Annotated in this window: 20 protein-coding genes; 17 read left to right on the plus strand and 3 right to left on the minus strand. The window is 45.4% G+C overall.

Annotation, left to right across the window (positions count from 1 at the left end):
* The first annotated feature begins 225 nt into the window (after window positions 1-225).
* From J4N37_RS04255 to J4N37_RS04275, 5 genes are all read left to right on the plus strand, one after another.
* Window positions 226-1,014 carry a YeeE/YedE thiosulfate transporter family protein gene (locus J4N37_RS04255; protein WP_252042102.1) on the plus strand — a complete coding sequence of 263 codons (789 nt, stop codon included), beginning with the start codon at window positions 226-228 and terminating at the stop codon, window positions 1,012-1,014.
* 129 nt (window positions 1,015-1,143) lie between these two features.
* Window positions 1,144-1,890, plus strand: coding sequence for a hypothetical protein (locus J4N37_RS04260; protein ID WP_045392904.1), 747 nt, complete (start codon window positions 1,144-1,146; stop codon window positions 1,888-1,890).
* Between the two features lie 152 nt (window positions 1,891-2,042).
* The gene (locus J4N37_RS04265; RefSeq protein ID WP_252041731.1) at window positions 2,043-2,660 is read left to right on the plus strand and encodes a hypothetical protein; all 618 of its coding nucleotides are present in this window, start codon (window positions 2,043-2,045) and stop codon (window positions 2,658-2,660) included.
* A gap of 44 nt (window positions 2,661-2,704) precedes the next feature.
* Window positions 2,705-3,070: a hypothetical protein gene (locus tag J4N37_RS04270; RefSeq protein ID WP_252041732.1), complete on the plus strand. Its 366-nt coding sequence runs from the start codon at window positions 2,705-2,707 to the stop codon at window positions 3,068-3,070.
* A 113-nt stretch (window positions 3,071-3,183) separates the two neighbouring features.
* Window positions 3,184-4,272 (plus strand): hypothetical protein, encoded by a 1,089-nt coding sequence (locus J4N37_RS04275; protein ID WP_252041734.1) that lies wholly within the window; start codon window positions 3,184-3,186, stop codon window positions 4,270-4,272.
* 68 nt (window positions 4,273-4,340) lie between these two features.
* Here the strand turns inward: J4N37_RS04275 and J4N37_RS04280 are convergent, their stop codons facing one another.
* Genes J4N37_RS04280 through J4N37_RS04290 form a run of 3 tightly spaced genes read right to left on the minus strand, consistent with a single transcriptional unit; the run spans window position 4,341 to window position 7,201 of the window.
* Complete coding sequence (locus tag J4N37_RS04280) at window positions 4,341-4,637, minus strand: PAAR domain-containing protein (protein WP_010446907.1); 297 nt, start codon at window positions 4,635-4,637, stop codon at window positions 4,341-4,343.
* A gap of 9 nt (window positions 4,638-4,646) precedes the next feature.
* Window positions 4,647-5,210: a DUF6931 family protein gene (locus J4N37_RS04285; protein WP_252041735.1), complete on the minus strand. Its 564-nt coding sequence runs from the start codon at window positions 5,208-5,210 to the stop codon at window positions 4,647-4,649.
* A complete protein-coding gene (locus tag J4N37_RS04290; protein WP_252041736.1) occupies window positions 5,210-7,201 on the minus strand; it encodes a type VI secretion system Vgr family protein in 1,992 nt (663 codons plus the stop codon). The genes J4N37_RS04285 and J4N37_RS04290 overlap by 1 nt, the downstream gene beginning before the upstream one ends.
* Before the next feature lie 686 nt (window positions 7,202-7,887).
* Between J4N37_RS04290 and J4N37_RS04295 the strand changes: the two genes are divergently transcribed.
* The 12 genes from J4N37_RS04295 (at window position 7,888) to J4N37_RS04350 (ending at window position 23,694) form a co-directional block, all read left to right on the plus strand.
* Complete coding sequence (locus J4N37_RS04295) at window positions 7,888-9,279, plus strand: type VI secretion system protein TssA (protein WP_252041737.1); 1,392 nt, start codon at window positions 7,888-7,890, stop codon at window positions 9,277-9,279.
* A gap of 26 nt (window positions 9,280-9,305) precedes the next feature.
* Window positions 9,306-9,836 (plus strand): Hcp family type VI secretion system effector, encoded by a 531-nt coding sequence (locus tag J4N37_RS04300; protein WP_008219014.1) that lies wholly within the window; start codon window positions 9,306-9,308, stop codon window positions 9,834-9,836.
* Between the two features lie 69 nt (window positions 9,837-9,905).
* Window positions 9,906-10,415, plus strand: coding sequence for a type VI secretion system contractile sheath small subunit (gene tssB / locus J4N37_RS04305; protein WP_008219012.1), 510 nt, complete (start codon window positions 9,906-9,908; stop codon window positions 10,413-10,415).
* On the plus strand, window positions 10,415-11,893 hold the full coding sequence (gene tssC / locus J4N37_RS04310; RefSeq protein ID WP_138955987.1) for a type VI secretion system contractile sheath large subunit: 1,479 nt from the start codon (window positions 10,415-10,417) through the stop codon (window positions 11,891-11,893). The genes tssB and tssC overlap by 1 nt, the downstream gene beginning before the upstream one ends.
* A 46-nt stretch (window positions 11,894-11,939) precedes the next feature.
* Window positions 11,940-13,295 (plus strand): type VI secretion system contractile sheath domain-containing protein, encoded by a 1,356-nt coding sequence (locus tag J4N37_RS04315; protein WP_252041738.1) that lies wholly within the window; start codon window positions 11,940-11,942, stop codon window positions 13,293-13,295.
* Window positions 13,292-13,708 carry a type VI secretion system baseplate subunit TssE gene (gene tssE, locus J4N37_RS04320; protein WP_252041740.1) on the plus strand — a complete coding sequence of 139 codons (417 nt, stop codon included), beginning with the start codon at window positions 13,292-13,294 and terminating at the stop codon, window positions 13,706-13,708. Before J4N37_RS04315 ends, tssE begins: the two co-directional genes overlap by 4 nt.
* Window positions 13,701-15,482: a type VI secretion system baseplate subunit TssF gene (tssF, locus tag J4N37_RS04325; protein WP_252041741.1), complete on the plus strand. Its 1,782-nt coding sequence runs from the start codon at window positions 13,701-13,703 to the stop codon at window positions 15,480-15,482. Before tssE ends, tssF begins: the two co-directional genes overlap by 8 nt.
* Window positions 15,464-16,447 carry a type VI secretion system baseplate subunit TssG gene (locus J4N37_RS04330; RefSeq protein ID WP_252041742.1) on the plus strand — a complete coding sequence of 328 codons (984 nt, stop codon included), beginning with the start codon at window positions 15,464-15,466 and terminating at the stop codon, window positions 16,445-16,447. The genes tssF and J4N37_RS04330 overlap by 19 nt, the downstream gene beginning before the upstream one ends.
* Window positions 16,448-16,455: 8 nt before the next feature.
* A complete protein-coding gene (gene tssH / locus J4N37_RS04335; protein WP_252041743.1) occupies window positions 16,456-19,062 on the plus strand; it encodes a type VI secretion system ATPase TssH in 2,607 nt (868 codons plus the stop codon).
* Between the two features lie 142 nt (window positions 19,063-19,204).
* On the plus strand, window positions 19,205-20,359 hold the full coding sequence (locus tag J4N37_RS04340; protein WP_252041745.1) for a D-alanine--D-alanine ligase family protein: 1,155 nt from the start codon (window positions 19,205-19,207) through the stop codon (window positions 20,357-20,359).
* Window positions 20,360-20,368: 9 nt separating this feature from the next.
* Complete coding sequence (locus tag J4N37_RS04345) at window positions 20,369-22,564, plus strand: MFS transporter (protein ID WP_252041746.1); 2,196 nt, start codon at window positions 20,369-20,371, stop codon at window positions 22,562-22,564.
* Window positions 22,561-23,694 carry an ABC transporter substrate binding protein gene (locus J4N37_RS04350; protein WP_252041747.1) on the plus strand — a complete coding sequence of 378 codons (1,134 nt, stop codon included), beginning with the start codon at window positions 22,561-22,563 and terminating at the stop codon, window positions 23,692-23,694. The genes J4N37_RS04345 and J4N37_RS04350 overlap by 4 nt, the downstream gene beginning before the upstream one ends.

The raw sequence follows: 23,694 nt of genomic DNA on the forward strand, positions 1-23,694 counted from the left end.
ACGCCAATTCCCCTCTCTAAATGCGTTGATTTCCAAAACTGTGTCTATAGTTTTAATAATGTAATCATCAATTATTCTCCAACACGCCTCTAAAAAATGATCAATAAGGAGGGCGTTATGTTGTTTTTTCTCTCTTTGATTTGTATTGCGATCTTAGGCTATTTGGCTCAAACCACAGGGTTATGTATGGTGAGAGGGGTTAAAGAAGCTTCATCTGGTAAGCCAATGTTTCTACTGGCGATTACACTAAGCGGTACTTTATGTTGGATGGCAGTAGGCTTTGCTTATTTCTTCGATGAAGGTCGCCACTTTACGGCATTTCAACCTACGCTTTACTCTGCCCTTGGCGGTTTCTTGTTTGGTCTAGGGGCGGCATTCAACAGTGGATGTGGTGTTTCAACAGTAAGTCGCCTTGCTCGTGGCGAGTTGGTCATGGTCTCAACGATACTTGGATGGTTTATCGCTTGGGTGTTCTTTTCTAGTCTGCTTCCGTCTAATGTGATTGGCCGAGAGATCACTCTCCCTCATTTGTATCGATATACCGCTTTAATTGGTTTATCTATTTTGTTGGTTGTGTTCGTTTGGAGACTAAATCGAGAAGACAAAGTGTTGTGGGCATCGATGCTTGGAATTGGTGTGATGGCAGGATTGGTGTTTGTTTATGAGCCTCACTGGACACCGAGTGGGCTGCTTAAAGACATGAGTCTTTCTTTTTGGCATCAAAATGAGATGAAGTGGCCTCAGTTTGAACGTTTTGCGTTAATGGCGGCATTAATCGGGGGCATGGTGATAGCGGCAATCGCTAAAAAATCTTTTGAATTTAGGCCTTCTGCAATTAAACGCTACATGCGCCACTTGGCTGCTGGGATCTTGATGGGATTGGGTGCGGTGATGGCTGGTGGCGGTAATGATTCACAACTGTTGGTTGCATTACCAGCACTTTCTCCCGCCGGAATTGTTGCGGTATTGAGCATTATTGCCGGGATCTTTGTTGGGGTTAGAGCGGGAAGATAAATGGCACTCAAAAGTGTGACAGTAATTGCATATTATATTACATGAATAAAGTATAACACTGGCTTTATATCATTATAAATCATGGGTTTATTTTGATTTTGGTTTTATGTTCAGAGTTTGAGATTATTTATGAGCAAAAATGTCGCATTACTGGTTGCTGAAGCCCCTTGGTTTTCTTTTAAATCGAACCACGATCAGGCAAGCAGCTTGCCTTTTTTTGAAGGCGTGAAAAGGTTGGTTAATGATGGTACCGATAAGCCACAACTTAATATCTATCATTGCAACTACTACGATAATAAATCCCTTGAGCAAGCGCTAAACCATCTAGTGGATACCAGAGAAGACATTCAGATCTTATATATTGGTGGGCATGGCGATGGTAAACGCGTAGCCAATGCAACAATTAAAAAAACGACCGATCTTATTCGCGAAAGAGGGAAGAAGTTAAAAGGCTTGATAGTGAGTTCTTGCATGGCAGGTTTAACAGATTCTATAGCGGAAGCAACTCGCTATGGAATTGATTGTTCCAATAACTCAGTAGAGTGGGTTAACGGGCCAAACTGGATTGTGACGTATAAGCACTCTGTCGGTTGGTTCCAGTCCGCGATGCTAGAAACGGCAATACTTAAAGAATTTACTGAGCATTACCATCATGAAGGAAAGCTCAACTCAAAAGAGAAAATTCTGCAGTGTTTAGAAGCTGCGTTGATGCCTTTTGATTTGCACCAAGATGGCTTTGCAACGGACAAAAACAATCAACCTCAACCTATAGGTGATACATTACGTGTATGGGTTCGCGCACAAGGTGCAAGTTATCCTACAGAAGTCACTGAAGAGCTTTTTGAATCAATGGGTTACCAAATTAAGAAGACTTGAGTTTGCGTCAAAATCGTAAGATTTTTAGATTTGATCCGTGTATAAGGCATATTCGTAGCATTCGCTACACCATCCCTTCATAAAAGACAGAGACCTCACTCGATTTCGGGTGAGGTCTTTTTCGATCCAAAAATTCAATAAAGGAAATAATTATGGCCGTTATTACACGACGCACGATCACGCCTGAAAAACTGACTTTCAAGCAATTAGCCAAGGTGATTTTACTGTTTAAAGGTATCTCTCCGGAATACAAAGAGGAGTGTTGCCCTAGTTTCAGAATTCGTGAAACTGCTATCCAACAGCTGATTGGGCAATCGCTATCGTTGGAAAACCGTGCAGATTTAGTCAGGGAGTTCAACCTATTGGGGTGGGAAGTTGCCATTAACCCTGAATATTGGTTGGTGTTGACAGTGCCAAATGTCCATAACTGGCATGAAGTTGGACAATGGCTACCGTACAGCGTGACTGAGAACTTCCAGCGCGGCATTGCTCCTTGCTCACGAGACTTGTGCCAAAAGTTAGGCATATCTGTGAATGAAGTTGCTAAGTTCTATGGCTACAGCGAGGAAAAGATTCGTGATGAGCTAGTTTGTGAGGCTTATGACTGTGCAGATGAAGAAACACAAGAAGAGTTTGATGAAACAGGTGATGAGTCCCTGTTCGATATCGAAGAAGGTACGCAGTTACCGATAGATACCTTTTCATATTGGCAGTATTTGGACTTCTATTTGGCCACTAAGGGCTTAAACAGAAAAGCGCCATTGTTCTAATTGTCGATAGCCCCGCTAGTCGGGGCTTATTGTGGAGATAAGCGATGAACATTAATCACATATTGGGTATTCCAGAAGAAGTAAAACACCATTTGGAGAATATAAATGCGATGTTTGAGCAAGGAAAGTACAACGCTGAGTACTTACATGAACAGGTTTTGATACTGGAGTGGCAGTTGGAGTTGCTCGCTATCAGTCATTTAGCTCGTGATATTCAATTGCTGCCAAGCAACAAACGATCGATGAAAAGAGAGCAATTTATCAGGCGATTGCTATTGATGCGTCGGCAGATCGAAGACGTCATTCAAAACAATAAATGGACGGCGGTAACACTCGCATCGGATATATGCAGGTTGTTAGCGAGGTTAGCAATAGAGCTAAGAGAAAGTCCGTCAGCATTTACCAAATAGGTGATTGTATATTCAACTGTCCGATTACTTTTAATTGTTTGAATTACCGAAGAAATTATTTTTGTAAATAAAAATGATTTGGTTTATCGTTTTCCTTTTTCAAGGATGAAGTAATGAAGCTCAATGGACTACTCTCTCACAGAATTTTGACCACCTTTCTTGCTGGGGCTGTCTTACAAGGATGCGAATATTTACCTCACTCAGCCAAGGTTGATTTAACTCCAGAGCAAATAGAAAAGGTGATCGACAAGGCGCAACCTGCGAACTCTGCCATCATGCGAGCTTTTGCGACGCATCAGGTTGTTGGGTTGGGAGATTATCATTGGAATGATGCTTTTATTTTTCAAGCGATTGAGCTGATCCGTGATCCTGAGTTCGCTAAAGAAGTGCAGCATGTTGTGGTGGAGTTTGGTAACGCCAAACATCAGGAACTTCTCAACCAATACCTTCGTGGTGAGGACGTGCCGGATTATGAGTTGCAACAAGTGGTGCGTGACTCTATTTATTTTATGGCCTGGACTCCTGAAGTGTATCTGAGCTTTTTTAAAGCAGTAAGAGAGCAAAATAAAACCCTACCTTTAGAACAACAGATTATTGTCCACTTGGCTGAGGCGCCATTTGATTGGACGACAGTTAAGAGTAAAAAGACTTGGAAGAAAGCGGCTAAATCTAAAACGGATTACTTCTACAAGGTGACAGAGGAGATTCTCAATCAGGGAGATAAAGCGTTACTTATTTTTGGTGCATTCCACTTAGTCCAAGCCCCCGCTCAATACGTGACAGAAAATAGCGAGGCAATGTGGCCTTTGGCAACTCGTTTAGAGACGCATTTTCCAGAGCAAGTGTATTTGGTTTGGCCAATGACAGAACCCGTTGTGCTAGAGCGTTTTTCAAGTGCTTCTTCGCCATCCATCTTACCAGTATCAACAACACCATTGGCATCGACTCGCTTCATTGATCTATTGCCTAAATCTCGCTTCAAGTTAGCAGACATGGGGGAGATGAACGCTAAAACGGGCGATCTGTTCGATGCTTTTTTGTATGTTAGTGAAAACAAACGTAGCGAAGTGTTCCCTAAAGCCATGATGGAAGATAAAGCTTGGCTTGATGAAATGGACCGTCGATTAGAGATTATCGGTGGGAAGATGCAAGAAAAGTTTGTGTCTATCAAAGAGCAAAGTGAAGCGCATTATGGGCTCTAAGCTCGACTTGTAAGGTCTGATATGAATTGAAACAGCCTCCAAAACTGGAGGCTGTTTTAGTAATAATACTATCCACCAATCAACACGGTTGGCATCCCCATCACTATGGTTCCGCCATGGGCCGTTAGATCGCCCATGCGCGCTGCGGGCTTATTGTTAATCAGTACGGTTGCACTTCCTTTAACTACGCTATCTGGAGGGCCAACACAAACACATATCTGCCCTAGAGTGGCGGCTGGTAGGTTGCCGATCAATACTGTTGTTGGTAGAGGGAGCAATGGCCCACCCACGTGAGGGATTGGCACCACTGCTGGTGTTTGCATCGGACACATGTGCATGTCTGTTGCTCTGGCTGCTGGTAGCATGTTTTTTCCCTATTGTTGACCGTTCCCGCCAGAGGCGATGTTTAGACCCATTTCTACAAACTGTTGATAGCGTTCTTTTGCTTCTTCACCATCAGGCAAAACGGCTGAAAGGTTAATGCTTCCTGCGACCGCTTGCGCGTACAAGTATGGGGGAGGGGGAACGGCAGGGTCCTCTGGCTTAATCATACTGCCACCACTCCAAAAAGCCGCTTGAGCTGCCCAGCCTGCACCGGTTTCTAATCCTGCTTTTTCTGCCATTTGTTCTGCAAATCGGCGGCTCGTTTCATCAGGGGTATAAACCCAAGCCTTTGCTGCGCGAATGGCATTGGCTTCGTCTTCTTTCCAGTGCTGCAGAGATGCGGCGCAGGTTACGCTCCACCAAATAGATTCACGAACTGGGAGAGCATGCGCAAGAAAAGTCACAGCATCGGCAAACAGCTCTTCTTCCATCGCGACAGAAATCAAATCAACAGGCGTAGTGTTCGCGTCTGCTAACTCTGCGAATGCGGCATTTGGCTCGTAGACACTCAAGATGTCTTGCGCGGATTGGTGAGGAACCTTTATCAACATCATCAATTTACCTTTGTAATTGCGCCTTGAATTTGCACCATGGCCCCGGCTTTTATTTGTGTCATGGCACTGCCGTTAACCGACACTAACGCTGCTTTTACGTCGGCCTTACCTTGGCCTTCAATATTGATCATTGCGGCTTTCATCTCTGCTTTTGCTTTACCTGAAACTGAGACTTGAGGAGCGTCGATCTTAATACCACTAGCGCTGATCTCGATTTTACTCGCGCCCACTTTGAGTTCGATCTTCGATTTACCGCAGATCGATACTTGGTTGCCATCAACGCTGACTGTCGATTTAGCCTCAATATTGATGTTGGAAGCGGCACTGAGGTTTAGATCTTTATCACTGTCACCCGTCCAGTTGTCTTTACTTTTGGCGGTAAGCGTTTTTTCACTTTCGACTTTTATGTCTTCTTTAACGTTTAGGGTGGCACTCTTCTCAACTTGGGTCTTTTTCATGCCTTTAATCGTTGACTGGCTGTCGTTATTTACGTCCAGCAGCCAATCTTTTTCAGCATGTAAATACACTTGTTCTTTGTCTTTTTGATCTTCAAAACGCAGCTCGTTTCCTTGCTTGCTGCTGCCCTTAGGCGTTGAACGAGTTTTGATGCCATTTTGAGTATCCGAGCTGTAAGGCGCTGCGCTGTTCTTGTTGTATAAAGAGCCGGTCACGATAGGGCGATTGGGATCACCATCAATGTACTGAACGATCACTTCATCACCAATGCGTGGTGTGAACTGAGAACCGAACCCCTTACTGGCGAACCCTTGCGAAACTGGCAACCAACATGAACTGTTCTCGTCATTTTTGCCGCCTCTATCCCAGTGAAATTGCACTTTTACTCGACCCAATTTATCTCGGTAAATCTCTTCTCCCTTAGGCCCGGTCACGGTTGCGGTATGCAAGCTATGGACACGCGGTTTATCTAGTATTTCTGGACGAAAGACCAGTGACGAAGGGATGCAAGAAAACTGATTCTGATAAGCGACATCGTTGTTCGACTCTTCTCTGGATATGCGGTGTGATAGATGAGTGACGATGTACTCTTGGTTCATTGAACCGAGAGGATGGTTCGTTAGTTCAAATTTATAGCCACAAGCAAGCGTCGCTAAATTCGATGATGAGTGAGAGGCTGACTTCTTAAGATCTAACGCTTCCATATGCATTTTTGCAGCGTCACGGACTTCATTTTTATTTTCGTGACCAAATGCAAAGAGTTCTTGCGTCAATGAAGCTGACGCGTAACTTTCGGTGCTTTTTCGGGTGCCGCTATCAAAAAATTCAGCCAGATCTTGAGTATGATCGGCGACAGATACCTTTCCGCTGCCAACATGATGGGATTGACTCCACGTTGTCAGCACGTGTTGCTGATTGTTGCCACCTATTTGATAGCTTAACTTTGGATCAGATATTTTCTCAAATCGTTGATTCGAATCGCCAATGCAGATTGTCGACTTATTAGATTGATGGCGCATGTGGTAGTGCCACCCTTCGCTTGCTAACAAGCGCTGTATAAAAGCTTGGTCGGTTTCATCAAGTTGAACACAATACTCATGCTTTTTCCCGTTTCCGGAAAGGGAAAAGTGAAAATAGCTTTTGAGATCAGCTTGTTCTAGCAGCTTTTCAATGATCTGTTTCGTCGTCATGTTTTGAAAAATCTGACGACTGCGTTTGTATTGCAGCAAGCTAAGCGGATCCAATATCTCTACTTGGTAATAAAACTGGTGCTTATCTTTGTTATATCCAGTGAATTGCAGAGTGCTACATATGCCTGAAAAAAAGCGCTTTCCAGAATCAAACTCATAAGACACACAAACGGCTTTGCCTAGGTTTTTGGTATCGATCTCCATGTTGGCTGCGATGGAAACGGAAAACTGACAACCGCCGGATACGCTTTCTTCCCCAATTAATTGGGTAACGATATAACTTTTGTTATCTGAAAGCTTAATGGTGAGGGAGCGGGTTTGGTGCTTTAATTCGTTACTGCTCATATTCACTTAATTCACTATTAAATAAACAGTTCTAAAAGTCTGTTTATTGGATGAACATTCGAAATTATTACATAATAATTGATATTATTATTACTTGATGTGTTGGTATCAACTTTCATGCTCTGTACATTTAATCTATTTCGAGTTAGACCTTAATTCAAGGTAATTTGTTTATTTAATTACTATCTGAATAAGATGTAATCGATTACTTTGCGGTTATTTTTAATCTCAAATTTGTTTCATTTTTAAGACGCCGCGCTTGGGCGTTCATGTTTTTATGATGGCTATATCTTTGAGGGGATATTTAAGACATTGTTAATATATAAACCCTCATTGTGCTTTATTTATTTTAATTTAAATTAAATCAGTAACTTATCGAATTTCATTTCTTTTTGTAGTGCTATTTTTAAGAGGTTGGATGACCTAAAAATCACCTAAATATGGCGTGAATAGGTCTTTCTATAATTCATCTCAAAGATATACTCTTGGCAATTAATAAATGTGTCACTTCGTATGAGACAATATTAGTAAAATGTTATTTTTGCTGCGCAAATAAGAATTTGGCAGGTTGAACTAACTCAATGCCTCTACCGTTTTTCCTTATCTAAAAATACAGAAAATAGCGATTGAACTTAATTAGCACTTAAGCGAATAGTCGGCTGATTAACCCAATAGAGCAGGAACCTATGCCTTTTTCAAAGCATCAAATTGAGCAACTTTCTACACCTCTGAGTGATGATTCTATCTGTGGCGTTTACCTTAAACTGGATAAAGGTGCTTTTCGCCCATTACGTAATGAATTTAATGTCGCGCAAACAGCGCTGCGTAAGCTAAGTCAAAACCCCAGTGCTGACGAGAAAGACGCGTTACAAGAGGCATGTCTAAATAGCTGGAAGACTCTTTCAGACAGCTTGTTCGAACAGTTTTCAAATACAACCAGAGATATCGAGCTCATCTCATGGTTTGTTGCCGCTCAATTCCTTCTCGACACCACGTTAGAAAGTGCTGCGAATAGCCTTGAGTGGTTAGCCGATTTAAGTGAGAAGTACTGGGATCACCTCAACCCTGTACTGCCAGTTGAAAAGCTCAAATCTGATGATGATAAGGGCAAAGAGAGAGAGCAAGCTGATGCGAAAGTTAAAGCATTTTTCCAATTAGTTGGTGATAGCGAGGAAAGCTCGATTCTCTATGCACCGATGCTGCAACTGCCCTTAGTTGGGGACGTAACGTTTTTTGATTTCCAAAGTGCAGAGAGAAAAGGCGAAATTAGCCAACTGAAATCTACGCTTACCACCACGGTGGCTCAAGAGCGTTCCGCGATTCAATTCAAGATGGAAAATGCCAAACGTTGTATCTCCCAGTTGGAGCGTTTGTCTGCGTTAGTGAGCACTCATTGTCAGTCTGTAGGCAGTCAAACTACCAACTTTGGATTTGCGAAGTCACTGCTTACCCGTGTTGAAAACGCTTTGGTTCATTTAAGCGGAATTAAGTTGGCCCCGAAAGCGGAGGCCAAGGCAGTAGAGCAAGAGGTTGCCGAAAGTTCAGTTTCTGAAGGTCATCAGCCAAGCGATATGGATGCAAAACAGATAGAGCCAATACCTATGGCATCGGAGCAGGCTCAGACCGTAAGCCAACACTTACACGCAGGAAATCTCTCTGAACTGGGTAACTTAAACAACATGAACCGAGACTTAGCTTTCCATTTGCTGAGAGAAGTCTCTGATTATTTTCGCCAGAGCGAACCGCATAGCCCAATTTCATTCTTGTTAGAAAAAGCGATTCGATGGGGATATTTATCCTTACCTGAGTTGCTGCAAGAAATGATGTCGGAACAAAACGGTGACGCTCTTAGTACGATTTTTAATGCCGCCGGATTGAATCATCTCGATCAGGTTTTGCTGCCGGAGGTGAGTACTCCAACGGTGGACATTGAAAGCCCCCAGACACCTCAAGCGACGCCTCCCGTTTCGGAGCCGCCAAGTGTCGAAGAGCATGTATCTCAGACTTCCCCTGTAGATACCCAATCTAAGCAAGATGAAAAACCACAATCATCCGCTACGTCGGCTCTGAGTTGGTAATTGTGTTTAAAAAATAAGGAAAAATCATGGCAAGTATTTACATGCGTGTAAGCGGTCTTCAAGTTGAGGGCGCAGCGACTATCGGTCAGCTAGAAACGGCTGAAGGTAAAAATGACGGTTGGTTTGCAATCAACTCTTACTCTTGGGGTGGCGTTCGTAACGTTGCTATGGACATCGGTAACGGCACCAATGCGGATTCAGGCATGGTTGGCGTAAGCGAAGTTAGCGTAACTAAAGAAGTCGATGGTGCTTCTGAAGATCTACTGTCTTACCTATTCAACCCAGGTAAAGAAGGTAAAACAGTTGAGATTGCATTTACTAAGCCTTCTAACGATGGCCAAGGTGCAGACGTTTACTTCCAAGTTAAGCTAGAAAAAGCACGTCTAGTTTCTTACAACGTGAGCGGCACTGACGGTTCTCAACCGTACGAAAGCCTATCTCTTTCTTACACTTCTATTTCTCAGAAACATCACTACGAGAAAGAAGGTGGTGAACTACAAAGCGGTGGTGTTGTGACTTACGACCTACCGACCGGAAAAATGACTTCTGGTAAGTAATTCTTTCATTAGACATGCCACGTTCAGTGGCATGTCTATTTCATGAATATCTCATTTTAGGACACCGTTATGGCATTGAACTCACAACATAAGCGCGTTAGTAAGAACCGTGTCAGCATCACTTATGACGTTGAAACGAACGGCGCTGTAGAGACGAAAGAGCTGCCGTTTGTTGTTGGCGTAATTGGCGACTTTTCAGGCCACAAACCAGAATCAGAAAAAGTTGATTTAGAAGAGCGAGAGTTCACGGGTATCGATAAAGACAACTTCGATACAGTGATGGGTCAAATTCACCCGCGTCTTTCGTACAAGGTTGATAACAAGCTAGCTAATGATGATAGCCAGTTTGAAGTGAACTTAAGCTTCCGTTCGATGAAAGATTTCCACCCAGAGAACTTAGTTGATCAAATTGAGCCGCTTAAGCAGTTGGTTGAAACACGTAACCAGCTAAAAGTACTGCTAAGCAAAGCCGATCGTTCGAGAGATCTTGAGCGTCTACTGAAAGAAGTTCTGCAAAGCGCAGATGCCATCAATGGTTTAGCTCAAGAACTAGGTTTGAGCAAAGAGGGAGCGGAATAATGTCTGTAGAACAACAAGCAGTACAAGGTGCTACCGAAGCAGAAGCAACGCAGAGCTTTCTTGACCGAGCGATCAACGCAACAGCACAAACACCAGTAGATACGACAAAAGAGCTATTGAGCATCATGGCTTCTCAAGCGCTGGAAGGTACAGTGACTTGGGATAAGAACCTAACGTTGACGATTGAAAAAGCAATCAGCGCGCTAGACAGCAAAATCTCTGAGCAGCTGTCAACGGTGATGCAAAACGGTGAGTTCCAAAAAATGGAAGGCTCATGGTTAGGTTTGCAAAAGCTTGTGAAAAACAGCGAGCTAGGCCCAGATCTGAAAATCAAACTGGCGGATTACACCAAAGACGAATTGCTAGAGCAGTTTGAAGATGCACCAGCGATCGATCGCAGCCGTTTCTTCAATATGGTTTATCAAGAAGAATTTGGTACAGCGGGTGGTCAGCCATACGGTGCACTGCTAGGTGACTACGAGTTTGGTTACGGTGATGAAGACGTTGCTCTGCTACGTTACATGGGTGAAGTTGCTTCAGCGTCTCACGCCCCTTTCGTTGCTGCCGCGAATGCAAGCATGTTCGACTTCAACGCATTCAGTAGCTTTTCTGAAGGCAAGCCAGTTGCGGCAGGCTTTGATTCGCCAGCATACGCAAGCTGGAATGCATTCCGTGAAAGCGATGACTCACGCTACGTTGCTCTGACTCTACCGAAAACGATGGCTCGCCTTCCTTACGGTGCAGAAACTGTTCCAGTTAAATCATTTGCATTTGAAGAGCTTCAAACTCGCGACAATGGTCAGCAAGTTGTGTCTTCAGACAGCGATTTTGTATGGAGCAATGCGGCGTATGAGTTTGGTCTTCTAATGACTCAAGCTTACACCAAGTACGGTTGGTGTACGGCGATCCGCGGTACTGAGAACGGCGGTAAAGTTGAGAACCTGCCAAACTTCACTCACTACTCTGATGCCGGTGACTTGCTACAGCAATGTCCGACAGAAGTTAACCTAACGGATGAGCGTGAGAAAGAGCTGAGTGATCTTGGCTTCTTGCCACTGGTTCACTACAAAAACACCAACTACGCGGTGTTTATGGGTGCTCAGACTGCGCATAAACCAAAAACGTACACAGACCCAGATGCAACGGCAAACGCGGCAATTTCAGCACGTCTTCCATACACAATGGCAAGCAGCCGAATCGCACAGTACCTAAAAGTAATGGGCCGTGATCGTATTGGTTCAAACCTAGATCCAAACGACGTTGAGAAAGAGTTGAACTCTTGGATCAACCAATACGTTAACCCAAATGCGATTGGTAACGATGCGAAAGCAACACATCCATTGGTTGAAGCGAAAGTGACAGTAGAAGAGCAAGCTGGACGCCCAGGTGCTTACTCTGCAGTGGCTTACTTACGCCCTTGGCTGCAAATGGAAGAGCTAACCACTTCACTACGAATGGTTGCGAACATTCCGGGCTAATTCTATTCGGGGGCGCAGTCCCCGAATGTTTTGAACTGAGTCGCTGATGTATACAGATTCCGAATTTGACCGCATTTTAGCTGAGAATCCTGCCTGGCAGGAGCTGTTACTGTGCGCGAAAAGTCAGTCGGTGGCTCAATTCAAAGCATTGTTGGTTCGTTTGATCTCCGAGATTGATACGTCAATAAGTGAACAGTTGTCGGACGTTATCCAACACCCTAACTATAAGCAGTTAGAAGCCTCTTGGACGGGGCTCAAATCGTTAGCGCAGCTGCAAGTATCCCAACGTCGAGTCAAAATCAAAATGCTCGACTTAAGTTGGAGTATGGTTTCGGCAGATCTCAATTACTCTTTCGATCTAAAGCAGTCATCCCTATACCGAAAACTGTATTCAAATGAGCTGGATACCGCCGGTGGTAGTCCATTTGGCATGGTGATGGTCGATCACAAGGTCTCGGCTGATTACGCCGATGATCAGGAGTATGACGATCTCTACACCCTTCAACTGCTCTCTGAGCTAGGGGAGCTCTCTTTTTGCCCAATGGTGCTCGGAACCGACGAGTTTTTCTTTGGTGATGAACCGAGAAGGCTGCTTCACGACAGTGCGAGGATTGATCGCATTCTTACTAGTCGAGATTTTGTTTCTTGGCAGCTGCTACGAGAAAAAAGCTCATCACGATTTTTGCACTTGGTGATGCCAGAGCATTTGATTCGTCAACCATATCGTCAATATCAGGCTGGGTTTGTTTTTAACGAACGCCAGCAAGAGAAATATGCCTTATGGGGCAGCAGCGCTTACCTCTTGCTCGGTAATGTGATGCGGGAGTTTGACCGAATCAGCTGGTTTGGATTCCTGCGTTCTTACGATGAGACAGGTTCGTATGGGGCGATCGTTCAGGACTCAAAAGAGCTTAAGACCAAGGTAGACATCTACAGTGAAGATGATGGCTTTTGGTCGTCTCAAGGGTTCATGCCTTTAACCAGTATTTACTTGAGTGGCCATAAAGGTTTCTTTAGCAATCAATCTGTTTGGCAAGCGCCTGATGAAGCTCAACGTCAGCTCGGTATGCTCCAAACCAACCTAATGGCTTGCCGATTTGCCCATTACATCAAGGTTCAAATTCGTGACCAAGTTGGTCGATATGACAGCGCAGAAAGTTGTCGACGCAGTCTAGAGCGATGGCTAGAGCAGTTCATTAGCAACGTCAATTATGGTGAGGATGCCGTACTTGCCCGATACCCGCTGAGGTCTTGCTATGTACGTATTGAAGAGGCTCCTCATGATATAACCCGCTACTTATGCGAGATCATGCTTCAGCCTCAATATCAATACGAAATGATGGATGCGAAAGTGGTGTTAACTACCTCGGTATCTGGCAGTGAGGTTGGAGAGACATCATGAGCTTAATGGCTAAGTTAACCCAAAGCTGGAATGACGATATCGACAGTGTTCGAGATGCGATTGTCGATAACGTCTGTGATCTTATTTCCAGCCGAGCACCTCTGTGCTCAGAGATGTTTTTATCGGAAAAAGGAACGATTGCCGAGTTCGGTATGCGCAACATGGCTCGCGCTAAAAGTAAAAACAACACCAGTGACATTGTCGCAGAAATTGAAGTGCTGATCCGAAACTTCGAACCTCGCCTGAGCCAGGTAGAGATTGATGTTCAAGAAGGGGAATTGGGTAGCAACCAATTGAGTTTTCGCCTTTCCGCCGTGGTGCATTCAGAGCTCGGTGATGAGGCGATCGTACTGGATTCTTTTTTGGATTTGAGCAGCAACAAACTAGATGTAAGGAAGTCGAATTTTGTCTGATTCATTGCTTTCCTATTTTGAACAGGAACTGCGCTTTATTCGCAATGAAGCCTCTCAGTTCGCGGAACGTCATCCGGGGACGGCTCGTGCGTTGGGAATGCGTAAAGACAGTATTGATGATCCTCAGATCGCGCGTTTAATTGAAAGTGTTGCCTTGATGAACGGCAAACTGCAACAGCGCTTGGATGAGTCTTACCCAGAGCTGACAGAAAGCTTGGTGAACTTGTTGTTCCCGCATTATCTAAGGCCAGTGCCGTCATACAGCATGTTGGACTTCGCTATTTTTGAAGAAGCGAATGCAAAGCACAGTATTCCTAAAGGCACAGAATTCGATATCGCGAGCGAATCTGGTGAGCCAGTGGTGTTTCGCACTTCCGAAGATATAGCGCTGCTTCCAATTCAAGTTGCTTCGGCTGAAGTGCTGTTTGCGCCATTTGAACTGGCTAAGCCTGCGGGTGCAGAAAACGCAAAAGCGATGTTGGAGCTGACGATTAAGGCAACCGACAGCGGCATCGAGTTGCGTGATCTGGATATTGACCAGTTGAAACTGCATCTCAAAGGTGAAAGCCACTTTGCGTTGCGTTTGTATGATGTACTCGCCCACGGGCGCTGTCAGGTGTGTATCCAGAATAATGGCAAGAGCTACTCATTAGGTAAGTCTGCACTACAGCCAATTGGCTTCGATGTGAATGACACTATTTTACCGTATCAAGCAGCAAGCTTTGGCGGCTTTAAGTTGCTGACCGAGTTCTTCATGTTCCCTGAAAGATTTCAAGGATTCAAATTAGACCTTGGCAATGTCATGCAACATGCAATCGGCTCAGAGTTTCGTATTCAGATTTTCTTGAATGAGATGAGTGTGGTGCAAGCTCGTAGCATTCAAGCACAACATTTTTCTCTGTTTTGTACACCATTGGTGAACCTGCAAACTAAAGTGTCAGAACCTCTGCAAATCGACTTCACTCAAAAGCAGTACCCAATTTATCTTGATGCAAGCCAGGGTAATGATTTGGAAGTGTTTTCTGTTGATGAAGTGCTAGACGTAACGGAAGGTGAACCGTTTAAGGTTTGTCAGATCTACGGAGACAAGTACAACAGCACAGAGACTGCACTTCGTTGGCAGCTCGTACAGGATACCCACGAAAGAGGCGTGCTTCGCAGTGGCTTAAAAGTGGCTGATATTGGGCATGTTAGTGCCACGATGTCGTCCAGAGTTTGGTCGGTGACGACAACCGCGACTGACGGCATTCGAGCAGGCTCATTGCCTGTAAACAGCCAAGTGACATGTCGGGAATCTCTTACGATTCCAGCGGCTATGAACTTGCTGCGCCGCCCAACCTTGCCAGTGCGTAGTCGTGACGCAAATAAGAATGTATGGGCACTGCTTTGCCATTTGCACTTTAACTATCACGCGATTCTAGGGACGGATGACCCAACCGCTACGCTGAAAAATGTGTTTGATTTGTATAACCACAACCAAGCGGTGCAAAACCACATCTATATCGAGTCCCTACAAAATATCGAGCAGGAGCAAGTGGTGGCTCCGATCCGTGTGTCAGGAAAAACATGTTTTGCTTACGGCACAAAAATTTCGGTGACGTTAGACGCAAGCAATGTCAACGGAGGCGTGTCGCTCTTTGGTCATTTGCTTGACCACTTCTTTGCTTATTTCGCAGGCTTCAACAGCTTTACTCAAGTGGATATTTATTTGGAAGGCCAAGACGGTGTTTACCTGTCCTTCCCGAGGAGAACTGGGTGCAAGAGTTTGTTGTAAGCCGTTTCGCTTATGGTGCGTTTGAAGGGCAGCTAGAAAAAGCGTGGCAGATCTTCAAGCATCAGGCTCATTTAAAGGGTCAGCGACCTGAGGTGAGGTTCAGTGCGGAAATTCTCCCAGCTTACTATCAAGCAGAAGTTTCTATGGTTACTTCGGAGCGAGAGGGTGAATTTACGGTAAAGACATCATTGGCGGCTTTGTCTGGTAACTCTGGTTCGATGCCAAGAGCGATGTATGGCGATGCACTAAAAGCGCGTTTTGAACTTGGTGATGAAGCACCACTCGACTTCTTCGACATGTTTAATAACCGTTACTACCGCTTGTACTGCGAAACAAAGCAAAAGCACGAGCTGACGTATCAGATTGAGGAAGAGGCGTTTCATTGGAATCGTGACCGTCAATCTATTACTGAAATGCTTTCCAGTTTGGCTGGACAGACTGGAGATAAGGCACCAATGCCGGAATCTCATTTGGTGCAATACACCGGCTTATTAGGGTTGAAATTAACCTGCCCATTGGCGCTTAAGTCGATGCTAGAAGATTACTTCGAGTCGGAGTTTGAGGTTGAACGCAGTGGCCTAGAGTATTTGCCTCTAACAGAGTGTTCGTTAACTCAAATTGGCCAAGCTGGAAACAATCATCAATTGGGAATGGGCGCATTGGTCGGGATGTCGACGCCAATGACGGGGCAGAAACTCAACATAAAAATTTGCCCCCAAGACTATCAGCATTACTTAAAAATACGCAGTGACAAAGAGATGGTTCTTGCGCTGGACCATATGGTTAGAAGCTATATGGGAGTGAATACCAAGTATGCACTCTATATGAAGGTAAATAGCCAGTATCTGCCGAGAGTGAGGCTATCAGGCAGTCACCAAAAAGCGTTAAGAATTGGCCAATCCGCGTGGATGAGTCATCAATCAGGTCATCAACAGTTTGTTGAAATGCCACTGACGAAAAGTTAGGAAACAGAATGATAAATATTGAACTACAAAGCTTGGTCAAAAGGCTTACTCCGTTACTAAAAAGTGCCCTGGAAACGGCTGCTGGAGACTGTGTAAGTAAAGGACACTTTGCGATAGAAGCTGAGCATTGGTTTGTTCAGTTGTTACAGCAGTCCAAAGGCTGGGAGGCCGCTTTGCAGCAAGCATCAATGGCCAAAGAGTCGATGTTGGAGCGTTGCAATGACCGTCTGATGCACTTGGCTCGTGGTAATGACTCTTCACCTTCTTTGTCGCCTGAGTTGGTTGAGTTGCTTAAAGATGCATGGATGCTTGCTTCATTAAACAATCAGCAATCGGTGGTGAATGAATTTCATCTGTTGATGGTGCTGAAGCAGCGTCTGGACCAAAGTGCGTACAACGGCGTGTTGAGCTCGTGGGTGTCAGTATTGTCTTCTGAATGGTTACGCAGTCAGTCGATGGTGATCAGCGGACCCAGTGAAGTCTCATCGTCTACCGAGAGCATGGTCCCAACCCGTGGTGACTCAGCGACGCCAGCTTTGGACAAGTTCTCGCAAAACCTGACAGAGGCCGCGCGTAATGGCGAGTTGGATCCTATTACAGGGCGCGGAGATGAAATTCGCATATCCATTGATATTTTGTGCCGCCGCCGTCAAAACAGCCCGATCCTCGTTGGTGACCCAGGTGTAGGTAAAACGGCCATTGTTGAAGGTCTTGCCCAAGAAATCGTGAATGGCAATGTCCCACCTGCGCTTGCGAACGTTGAGCTGCGCAGCCTTGATTTGTCCCTTTTGCAAGCTGGTGCGAGCATCAAAGGTGAGTTTGAAAACCGCCTTAAAGATGTGATCAATGAGATCAAGCAGTCAACGACGCCAATCATCATGTTTATCGATGAAGCACATACGCTGATTGGGGCGGGGGGCACAGCGGGCCAGAATGATGCAGCTAATATTCTGAAACCAGCACTTGCGCGTGGCGAGTTTCGTTCACTTGCAGCGACCACATGGGCAGAATACAAACAGTACTTTGAATCGGATGCCGCGCTGACTCGTCGTTTTCAAGTTGTTGCGGTTAATGAACCTAATGAAGAAGATGCTATCCACATGCTTCGCGGCGTGAAGCGCAGCCTTGAAAAGCACCATGGCGTTAAAGTCATGCAAGAAGCCATCGATGCCGCCGTCGCTCTCTCTATTCGTTACCTTCCTGAGCGTAAGTTACCTGATAAAGCAATTAGTCTGTTAGATACAGCGTGTTCACGCATTGGATTGAGCCAAAGTGCGGCACCAAGACAGTTGGAAGCCATTGCAGAAAAAATCCGCTATACCAACAACGAGATCGAAACGTTACATCATGAGTCGGCATTGTGGTCGATTGAAAACGTACGCTTGGAAGAAGCAAAACAACGATTGGCGGCTTTAGAACAAGAGCATCAGTCACTTGAGTGCTCTTGGAACGCAGAGCGCCTCTTGGTGGAAGAGATCATTGAGTTGCAGTCTGGCTTAGACACTGAGCTAAAAGAAAATGGCTCGGTGATATCGCATGAAGCGAAAATCCTGTTAGCAGACAAAATGGCAGCCCTGCGAGAGCTCCAGGGTGAGCAACCATTAGTCCTGCCACAGGTAACAGAGCAAACCATCGCTGAAGTGGTGGCGCTATGGACGGGGATTCCAGTGGGCAACATGCTTAGCCAAGAAGTTGAGAAGTTGATGCACCTAGAGACTCGTATCGGTGAGCGAGTGATTGGTCAGACAACGCCGATAGCAGAGCTTTCACAAGCAATTCGCTTGTCGCGTGCAGGTTTAACCGACCCACGCAAACCTGTTGGGGTATTTCTGATGTGTGGTCCAAGTGGTGTGGGTAAAACCGAAACTGCATTGGCGCTTACCGACTTGCTATACGGTGGTGAGCGAAATATCACCACCATCAACATGACGGAGTTTAAAGAAGAGCACAAGGTGTCGATGCTTTTAGGCTCTCCTGCAGGTTATGTTGGCTACGGTAAAGGCGGTGTCTTAACAGAAGCGGTACGTAAGAACCCATATTCTGTACTGCTGCTGGATGAAATGGAAAAAGCCCACCCTGGTGTGCACGACATCTTCTATCAAATCTTTGATAAAGGCTCTATCTCGGACAGTGAAGGTCGACACATCGATTTTCGTAATACGATCATCATCATGACATCAAACGCGGCAGACAGCGCTGTTGTTAATGCATGTGAAAATGGTCGACCGGATGTTCCGACTCTGACTCAGTCTATTTTCCCTGAGCTGCAAAAACACTTTAAACCAGCATTTCTTGGCCGTGCGACCATCGTGCCTTACTTCCCTTTGAACGATGAAGAAATGGCGCAAATTGCAACCTTGTCTCTGAACCGCATTCGCAAGCGCGTTCAATCCCACTACAAAGCAAGTTTTGAATTTCACCCTGATGTGATTGATCTGCTGGTCAATATGAACGATTCACCTGAAACAGGCGCTCGTGCCGTTGAGCAACTGATCAATCGTCAACTTATGCCGGATTTAGCGAATCAATGCATTGTTCGCATGAGTGAGAACAAGCCGGTAGAAGCGGTCACTGTTCACGTTGAAGAAGGCAAATTTAAGATTCAGATTCAATAGCATTAAGAGGCAATAGACCTCAAAAAAACAATGGGTTGTATGTCAACCCAACTAAAACAATAACGTAATTTTATTAACGCTTTTTGTTGCGGGCCGTGTTTAACGCGACCTTTTCGCAGCACAACATTATGAGTACTAACAGATGATGCATTCAGTCTTTTCTACGCAACAATTGGAATGGATTCGCAAGAACTTAAAAATCGCAGTGATTCACGGTGGGGATAAAGAGCAGGACGGCAGTTTTATCTTTGAAAACTTGAGCCCTCGCTCAACCAAAACGTATGCACCTGTTGCACACGATATTGCTAATGCACTGCGTGAATCTAATTTCCAGTTCGTTGAGGTGTTAGCTGAAGACATCAACTTAGCGCAGTGCCTGAAAGATAAAGGTATTGACTTGGTGATCACGAACAGTGGTGGTTTGCAAGGTTTTGACTCCATGTGTCATTTGCCTTCTACATTGGAAATGCTGGGCGTGCCTTATGTTGGGCACTCGCCAATGACGGCAGGGATCTTGGATAACAAGCACCTGTTTAAGCATGAAATTAAAGCCGCTGGACTGCCGACTGCACCATTTATCACCATTGGTATTGATGAACATTTTGAAGATGTAGCAAAGCAAGATGCGATCGATCAAATTGAAGCGCAGTTCAAAGATGGTTTCATTGTTAAGCCAGTGTCTGGCCGAGCTTCAATCCATGTTTATCCTGTTTTTAATCGTAGTGATCTCGCGGGTGTTGTAGAGCATGTACGTCAAGCGACGGGGAACACTGTAATGATTGAACCTTTCCTTGGTGGCCGAGAGTTTGTTGTTGCTGTTGCGGGAGAGTACGTGTTTAAAGAAGGCAAACTGACGCAGTCTGAAATGCCGATGGCTTTCTCAATTACTGAACGTGTACTGGACGCTGACGAGCCGATTTTTACTTCTATGGATGTAAAGCCGATCACTCAAGACCGTTTGGTTGCTGTTAATGAAGAGGGGCTACGCAATCAGTTAGCACTGATCGGTCAGAAGATTTATCGCCAGCTTGGCCTTCAAACCTTAGTGAGAGTGGACTTACGAATGGACAAAGAAGGCAACCTTTATGTGCTGGAAACCAATCCAAAACCGGATCTAAAACGTCCGGAGGGAGAAAAGGTAAGTTTGGTTTGCCATGATCTGGCTCGTGAAGGTATGGATTACACAGACCTAGTTCAGTCGTTGGTGTTTAACCGATTATCTTTCCTCAAGCAAAAACGACCAATGTCGGTTGCGCATTGCCTCAATGAGCAATTCGACGCTCTAAGCGTGGGTTAGGAGTGAACTTTGAACTCTTTTAAGCAATATAGCCGCTTGTTGCTCGGAGCATTACTGGTTCTGTTATCGCTAATGCTGATCTTTGTTGTTGGGTATGCACAAGCATTGAAAAGCTATCAACAGCAGAGCCGTGATGCGATTTTAGCCCAAACAGAAGCCGCTCGAATCGGTATAGAACAAGTTCTGAGTTCGGGTGTGCCGCTTCAGGACTTTGCTGGTCTTGAGAAAGTGCTATCGCCAATCGCGAAAGCGGATTCTTCTGTGGTTGATATCCGAGTGATTTCTGGGCAGCAAGAGCTATATCGCTACACCGATGACAACTTTGTTGGCAGCTTAGTCACCATCCCTTTGAACAATAAATTTGCTCAAGTTGGTGCTTTGGAGATTTGGCTGAGTGATGAAGAAATCGAAAGGAGCATCGATAGGCACTTCCAGCCGATGGTGCTGCTGGTGGTTTTACTGACCGCTGCGTTTATTTTCTTTGTGTTGCGTAGCCAAAACCCCAAGATTTACTTCACTGCATTTGGTGGGGTGTTCTTAGCCATGTCGGCGAGCGTGCTGTTGATGGTCGGTGCACTGTACAAATCCGGCTTGGAGCACAAGGCGGATTCCATGGCGAACATTGTTACTCAACGTTTGGCACCAGTACTGAATGCAGGGATCAGCTATCGTCAAGTGAGTGGCATCGATGAGATGCTAGACAGTTTTCGTCAGTCAAACCCAGAAGTCTCTTCCATTTCTGTTGCTCAGGGATCTGAGTTGATCGCCAAAAGTAAAGCGCAGAACAGTATGTCAGTCGATGAGATGGCCGAATTTCTGGTCAGCGATCCGAAAGGGAACGAGGTGACGGTCGCTTTTTTCCCTAAAGTACTGTTTGCGCAGCTGGTACGTACACTAAAGAACTTTGCCATTCTATTTGCTGGTTGTGCGTTCATTTGCTTTGCTTTTATTCGCTTGCTGAGCCACTCAGAGCAACAGCCAAAAAACGATATCGTACTGGCACAGGTTAAGCCGTTGCTTTTGGTTACGGTGCTGATGGAATCGTTAATGGCGCCGGTTTTACCTCAGTACTTAACGCAAATCGCGGTAGAGAATGGCGCGGGTGAAAGTTGGTCGTCTTACTTCTTTACACTCTACTTTGTCGGCTTTGCTGCAACGCTATTGCCTGTTTCGCGTCTAGTTGAAGTGTTTGATATTCGAAAAGTACTTGGCGTGGGTATTCTGTTATCTGCGGCTGGCTGCCTGTTGCTAGCGTACGAGTCCCAGTTAGCGATGGTGCTGATTGCGCGATTCACCTCTGGCGTTGGGCAAGCGACGATCTTTATTGCCGTTCAAGGTTATATTCTGCGTTGCAGTGATCAATCTAACAAGACACAAGCCGCAGGCATCATCGTATTTTGCTTTAATGCTGGATTTATCTCTGGTGCGGCAATCGGTGCCTTGTTGGCTGATACCGTAGGCGTGCAAGGTATCTTCATGTTGTCAGCCTTAGTTGGTGGCCTGATGTATCTGTTCGCGTTGTCGCTACCGTCGATGATTCCTCAGGGGAATGCTCAAGGCTCACTCAAAGATAACCTGACGATGATGCTAAAAGATTCCGCTGCTTTGATGCGTGTACCGTCATTCATGCGCACCATGTTGCTTGTTGGTATCCCAACCAAAATGATGCTAACAGGTGTCGTATTCTTTGCTGTGCCAATCCTTCTTTCAGATGTCGGTGTCGAGCGTGAAAGTATCGGTCAGGTGCTGATGGCTTATGCATTCTCTGTGCTTTTCATTAGTGGCAAGGTCTCGCCAATGATTGACCGTATTGGCTCTGCAAAATGGGCGCTTTGCTTAGGAAGCATCGTTGGCGCTGTTGCTTTGGCCATTCTTTCTGCTGCCTTCTTATTTGAAGACATAACCTATCTTGTCCTCGTCGCAACGTTCGCAATGCTAGTCATGGGCGTTTCACACGGCTTTATTAATGCCCCAGTTGTTACTCATGTGGTGACCACCACTCAAGGTGTGAATGCCAACTCAGTTGCTTCTACTTATCGCTTTTTGGAAAGGCTAGGTCATGTGTTGGGTTCGGTCGTTGTCGGTGCTTTGCTTACTCACCTTGGAACGGACTACGCATTCTTTGCGCTTTCAGCATTCTTTACCTTAGCTGGCTTGTTGATGTGGTTGTTTGACCGTGGTGCACAAAAGGAGGCGAAAGCATGATTCGATTGATTTTACTTTTGTTACTGGCTGCATCCTCATCGGTGAGTTTGGCGGATTGGCCTGAGTGGTTGGGTGAACACTTACAAGCTGAGAAGGCGGTACAGTGGGAAATTAATGCTAATGACAGCGATGTATTGTTCGCCCCACGTGGTGAACATCCGATGGTTTGGGTTTTAGTTTCTCGAAAAGCGGACTCGTATGATGTCGCGTTGTCGACCATCTTAAAAGTGTTTCGCAGAGAAATGCCTAACGTTTCATTTCGCGCTTTCCTTTTACCTAAAAGCCAAGAGGAACTGGTCGCTTGGACGAAAGCTGCCGATATAAAGGCGAACATGGTCTACACGGTTGGATCTCGTGCGACCGTCTCACTGCATAAGGTTTACGCTGGAGGTAAGCTGCCGGTTGTATCGGTGAACGCAAAAGATCCGGTGTTACTGGGCCTGACGGATAACTATCACTCAAGCGGCAACAACTTTGCTTACACCTCCTTGAATTTGCCTGCTGATATTACGCTGAGCTTTTTACGTCGCTTTAAACCAAGTCTGACTCAAATTGGTGTGTTGTACGCTAAGTCGAACACCAGTGCTTATCTCACTCAGTTTTTGCCACTTCAAAAAGAGGCTGAGAAGCAAGGAGTGACAGTCTTTCCTATCGAAGTTGACGAGAATAATCCTGAGCTTGCCCTTCAGCACGTGATGCAAACCACCGTTGAATCGATGAAGGTCAACGATGGCAATTTACATCAATCCTTGCTGTGGCTAACGGGTAGCTCAAGTCTTCTTAACCGACTTGATGAGATCAACCTGTATTCAGAGCAGCTTCCTCTGCTAACCGCAGTGCCTGATGCGGTTAATGGCACGCAACAAAGTGCGCTGATGTCTGTTGGCGTAGGGTTTGAGAACAACGCTCACCAAGCGGCACTTTACGGCATTGAAGTACTTAAAAAGGGCGCAGCACCTGCCTCTCTGCCTGTGGGCGTGCTGTCGCCACCAGACATCTCGATTAGCTTTAAACAAGCAGGCCGCGTTGATACGCAGCTTCCGTTTGTATTGATTGAAATGGCCAGCGATATCTATTCGCAAGATGGCAAGCTAGTGCGTTCTGCTGGCATGAGCATGGAGAGCCATTAA

Source organism: Vibrio sp. SCSIO 43153, assembly GCF_023716625.1.
In the GTDB taxonomy this organism is placed as follows: Bacteria; Pseudomonadota; Gammaproteobacteria; order Enterobacterales; family Vibrionaceae; genus Vibrio; species Vibrio rotiferianus.

Bases quoted from the DNA above. Each gene is read 5' to 3' on its own strand.
- J4N37_RS04255 (WP_252042102.1), top strand. From the start codon at position 226: ATGTTTCTACTGGCGATTACACTAAGCGGTACTTTATGTTGGATGGCA.
- J4N37_RS04260 (WP_045392904.1), top strand. From the start codon at position 1,144: ATGAGCAAAAATGTCGCATTACTGGTTGCTGAAGCCCCTTGGTTTTCT.
- J4N37_RS04265 (WP_252041731.1), top strand. From the start codon at position 2,043: ATGGCCGTTATTACACGACGCACGATCACGCCTGAAAAACTGACTTTC.
- J4N37_RS04270 (WP_252041732.1), top strand. From the start codon at position 2,705: ATGAACATTAATCACATATTGGGTATTCCAGAAGAAGTAAAACACCAT.
- J4N37_RS04275 (WP_252041734.1), top strand. From the start codon at position 3,184: ATGAAGCTCAATGGACTACTCTCTCACAGAATTTTGACCACCTTTCTT.
- J4N37_RS04280 (WP_010446907.1), bottom strand. From the start codon at position 4,637: ATGCTACCAGCAGCCAGAGCAACAGACATGCACATGTGTCCGATGCAA.
- J4N37_RS04285 (WP_252041735.1), bottom strand. From the start codon at position 5,210: ATGATGTTGATAAAGGTTCCTCACCAATCCGCGCAAGACATCTTGAGT.
- J4N37_RS04290 (WP_252041736.1), bottom strand. From the start codon at position 7,201: ATGAGCAGTAACGAATTAAAGCACCAAACCCGCTCCCTCACCATTAAG.
- J4N37_RS04295 (WP_252041737.1), top strand. From the start codon at position 7,888: ATGCCTTTTTCAAAGCATCAAATTGAGCAACTTTCTACACCTCTGAGT.
- J4N37_RS04300 (WP_008219014.1), top strand. From the start codon at position 9,306: ATGGCAAGTATTTACATGCGTGTAAGCGGTCTTCAAGTTGAGGGCGCA.
- tssB (WP_008219012.1), top strand. From the start codon at position 9,906: ATGGCATTGAACTCACAACATAAGCGCGTTAGTAAGAACCGTGTCAGC.
- tssC (WP_138955987.1), top strand. From the start codon at position 10,415: ATGTCTGTAGAACAACAAGCAGTACAAGGTGCTACCGAAGCAGAAGCA.
- J4N37_RS04315 (WP_252041738.1), top strand. From the start codon at position 11,940: ATGTATACAGATTCCGAATTTGACCGCATTTTAGCTGAGAATCCTGCC.
- tssE (WP_252041740.1), top strand. From the start codon at position 13,292: ATGAGCTTAATGGCTAAGTTAACCCAAAGCTGGAATGACGATATCGAC.
- tssH (WP_252041743.1), top strand. From the start codon at position 16,456: ATGATAAATATTGAACTACAAAGCTTGGTCAAAAGGCTTACTCCGTTA.
- J4N37_RS04340 (WP_252041745.1), top strand. From the start codon at position 19,205: ATGATGCATTCAGTCTTTTCTACGCAACAATTGGAATGGATTCGCAAG.
- J4N37_RS04350 (WP_252041747.1), top strand. From the start codon at position 22,561: ATGATTCGATTGATTTTACTTTTGTTACTGGCTGCATCCTCATCGGTG.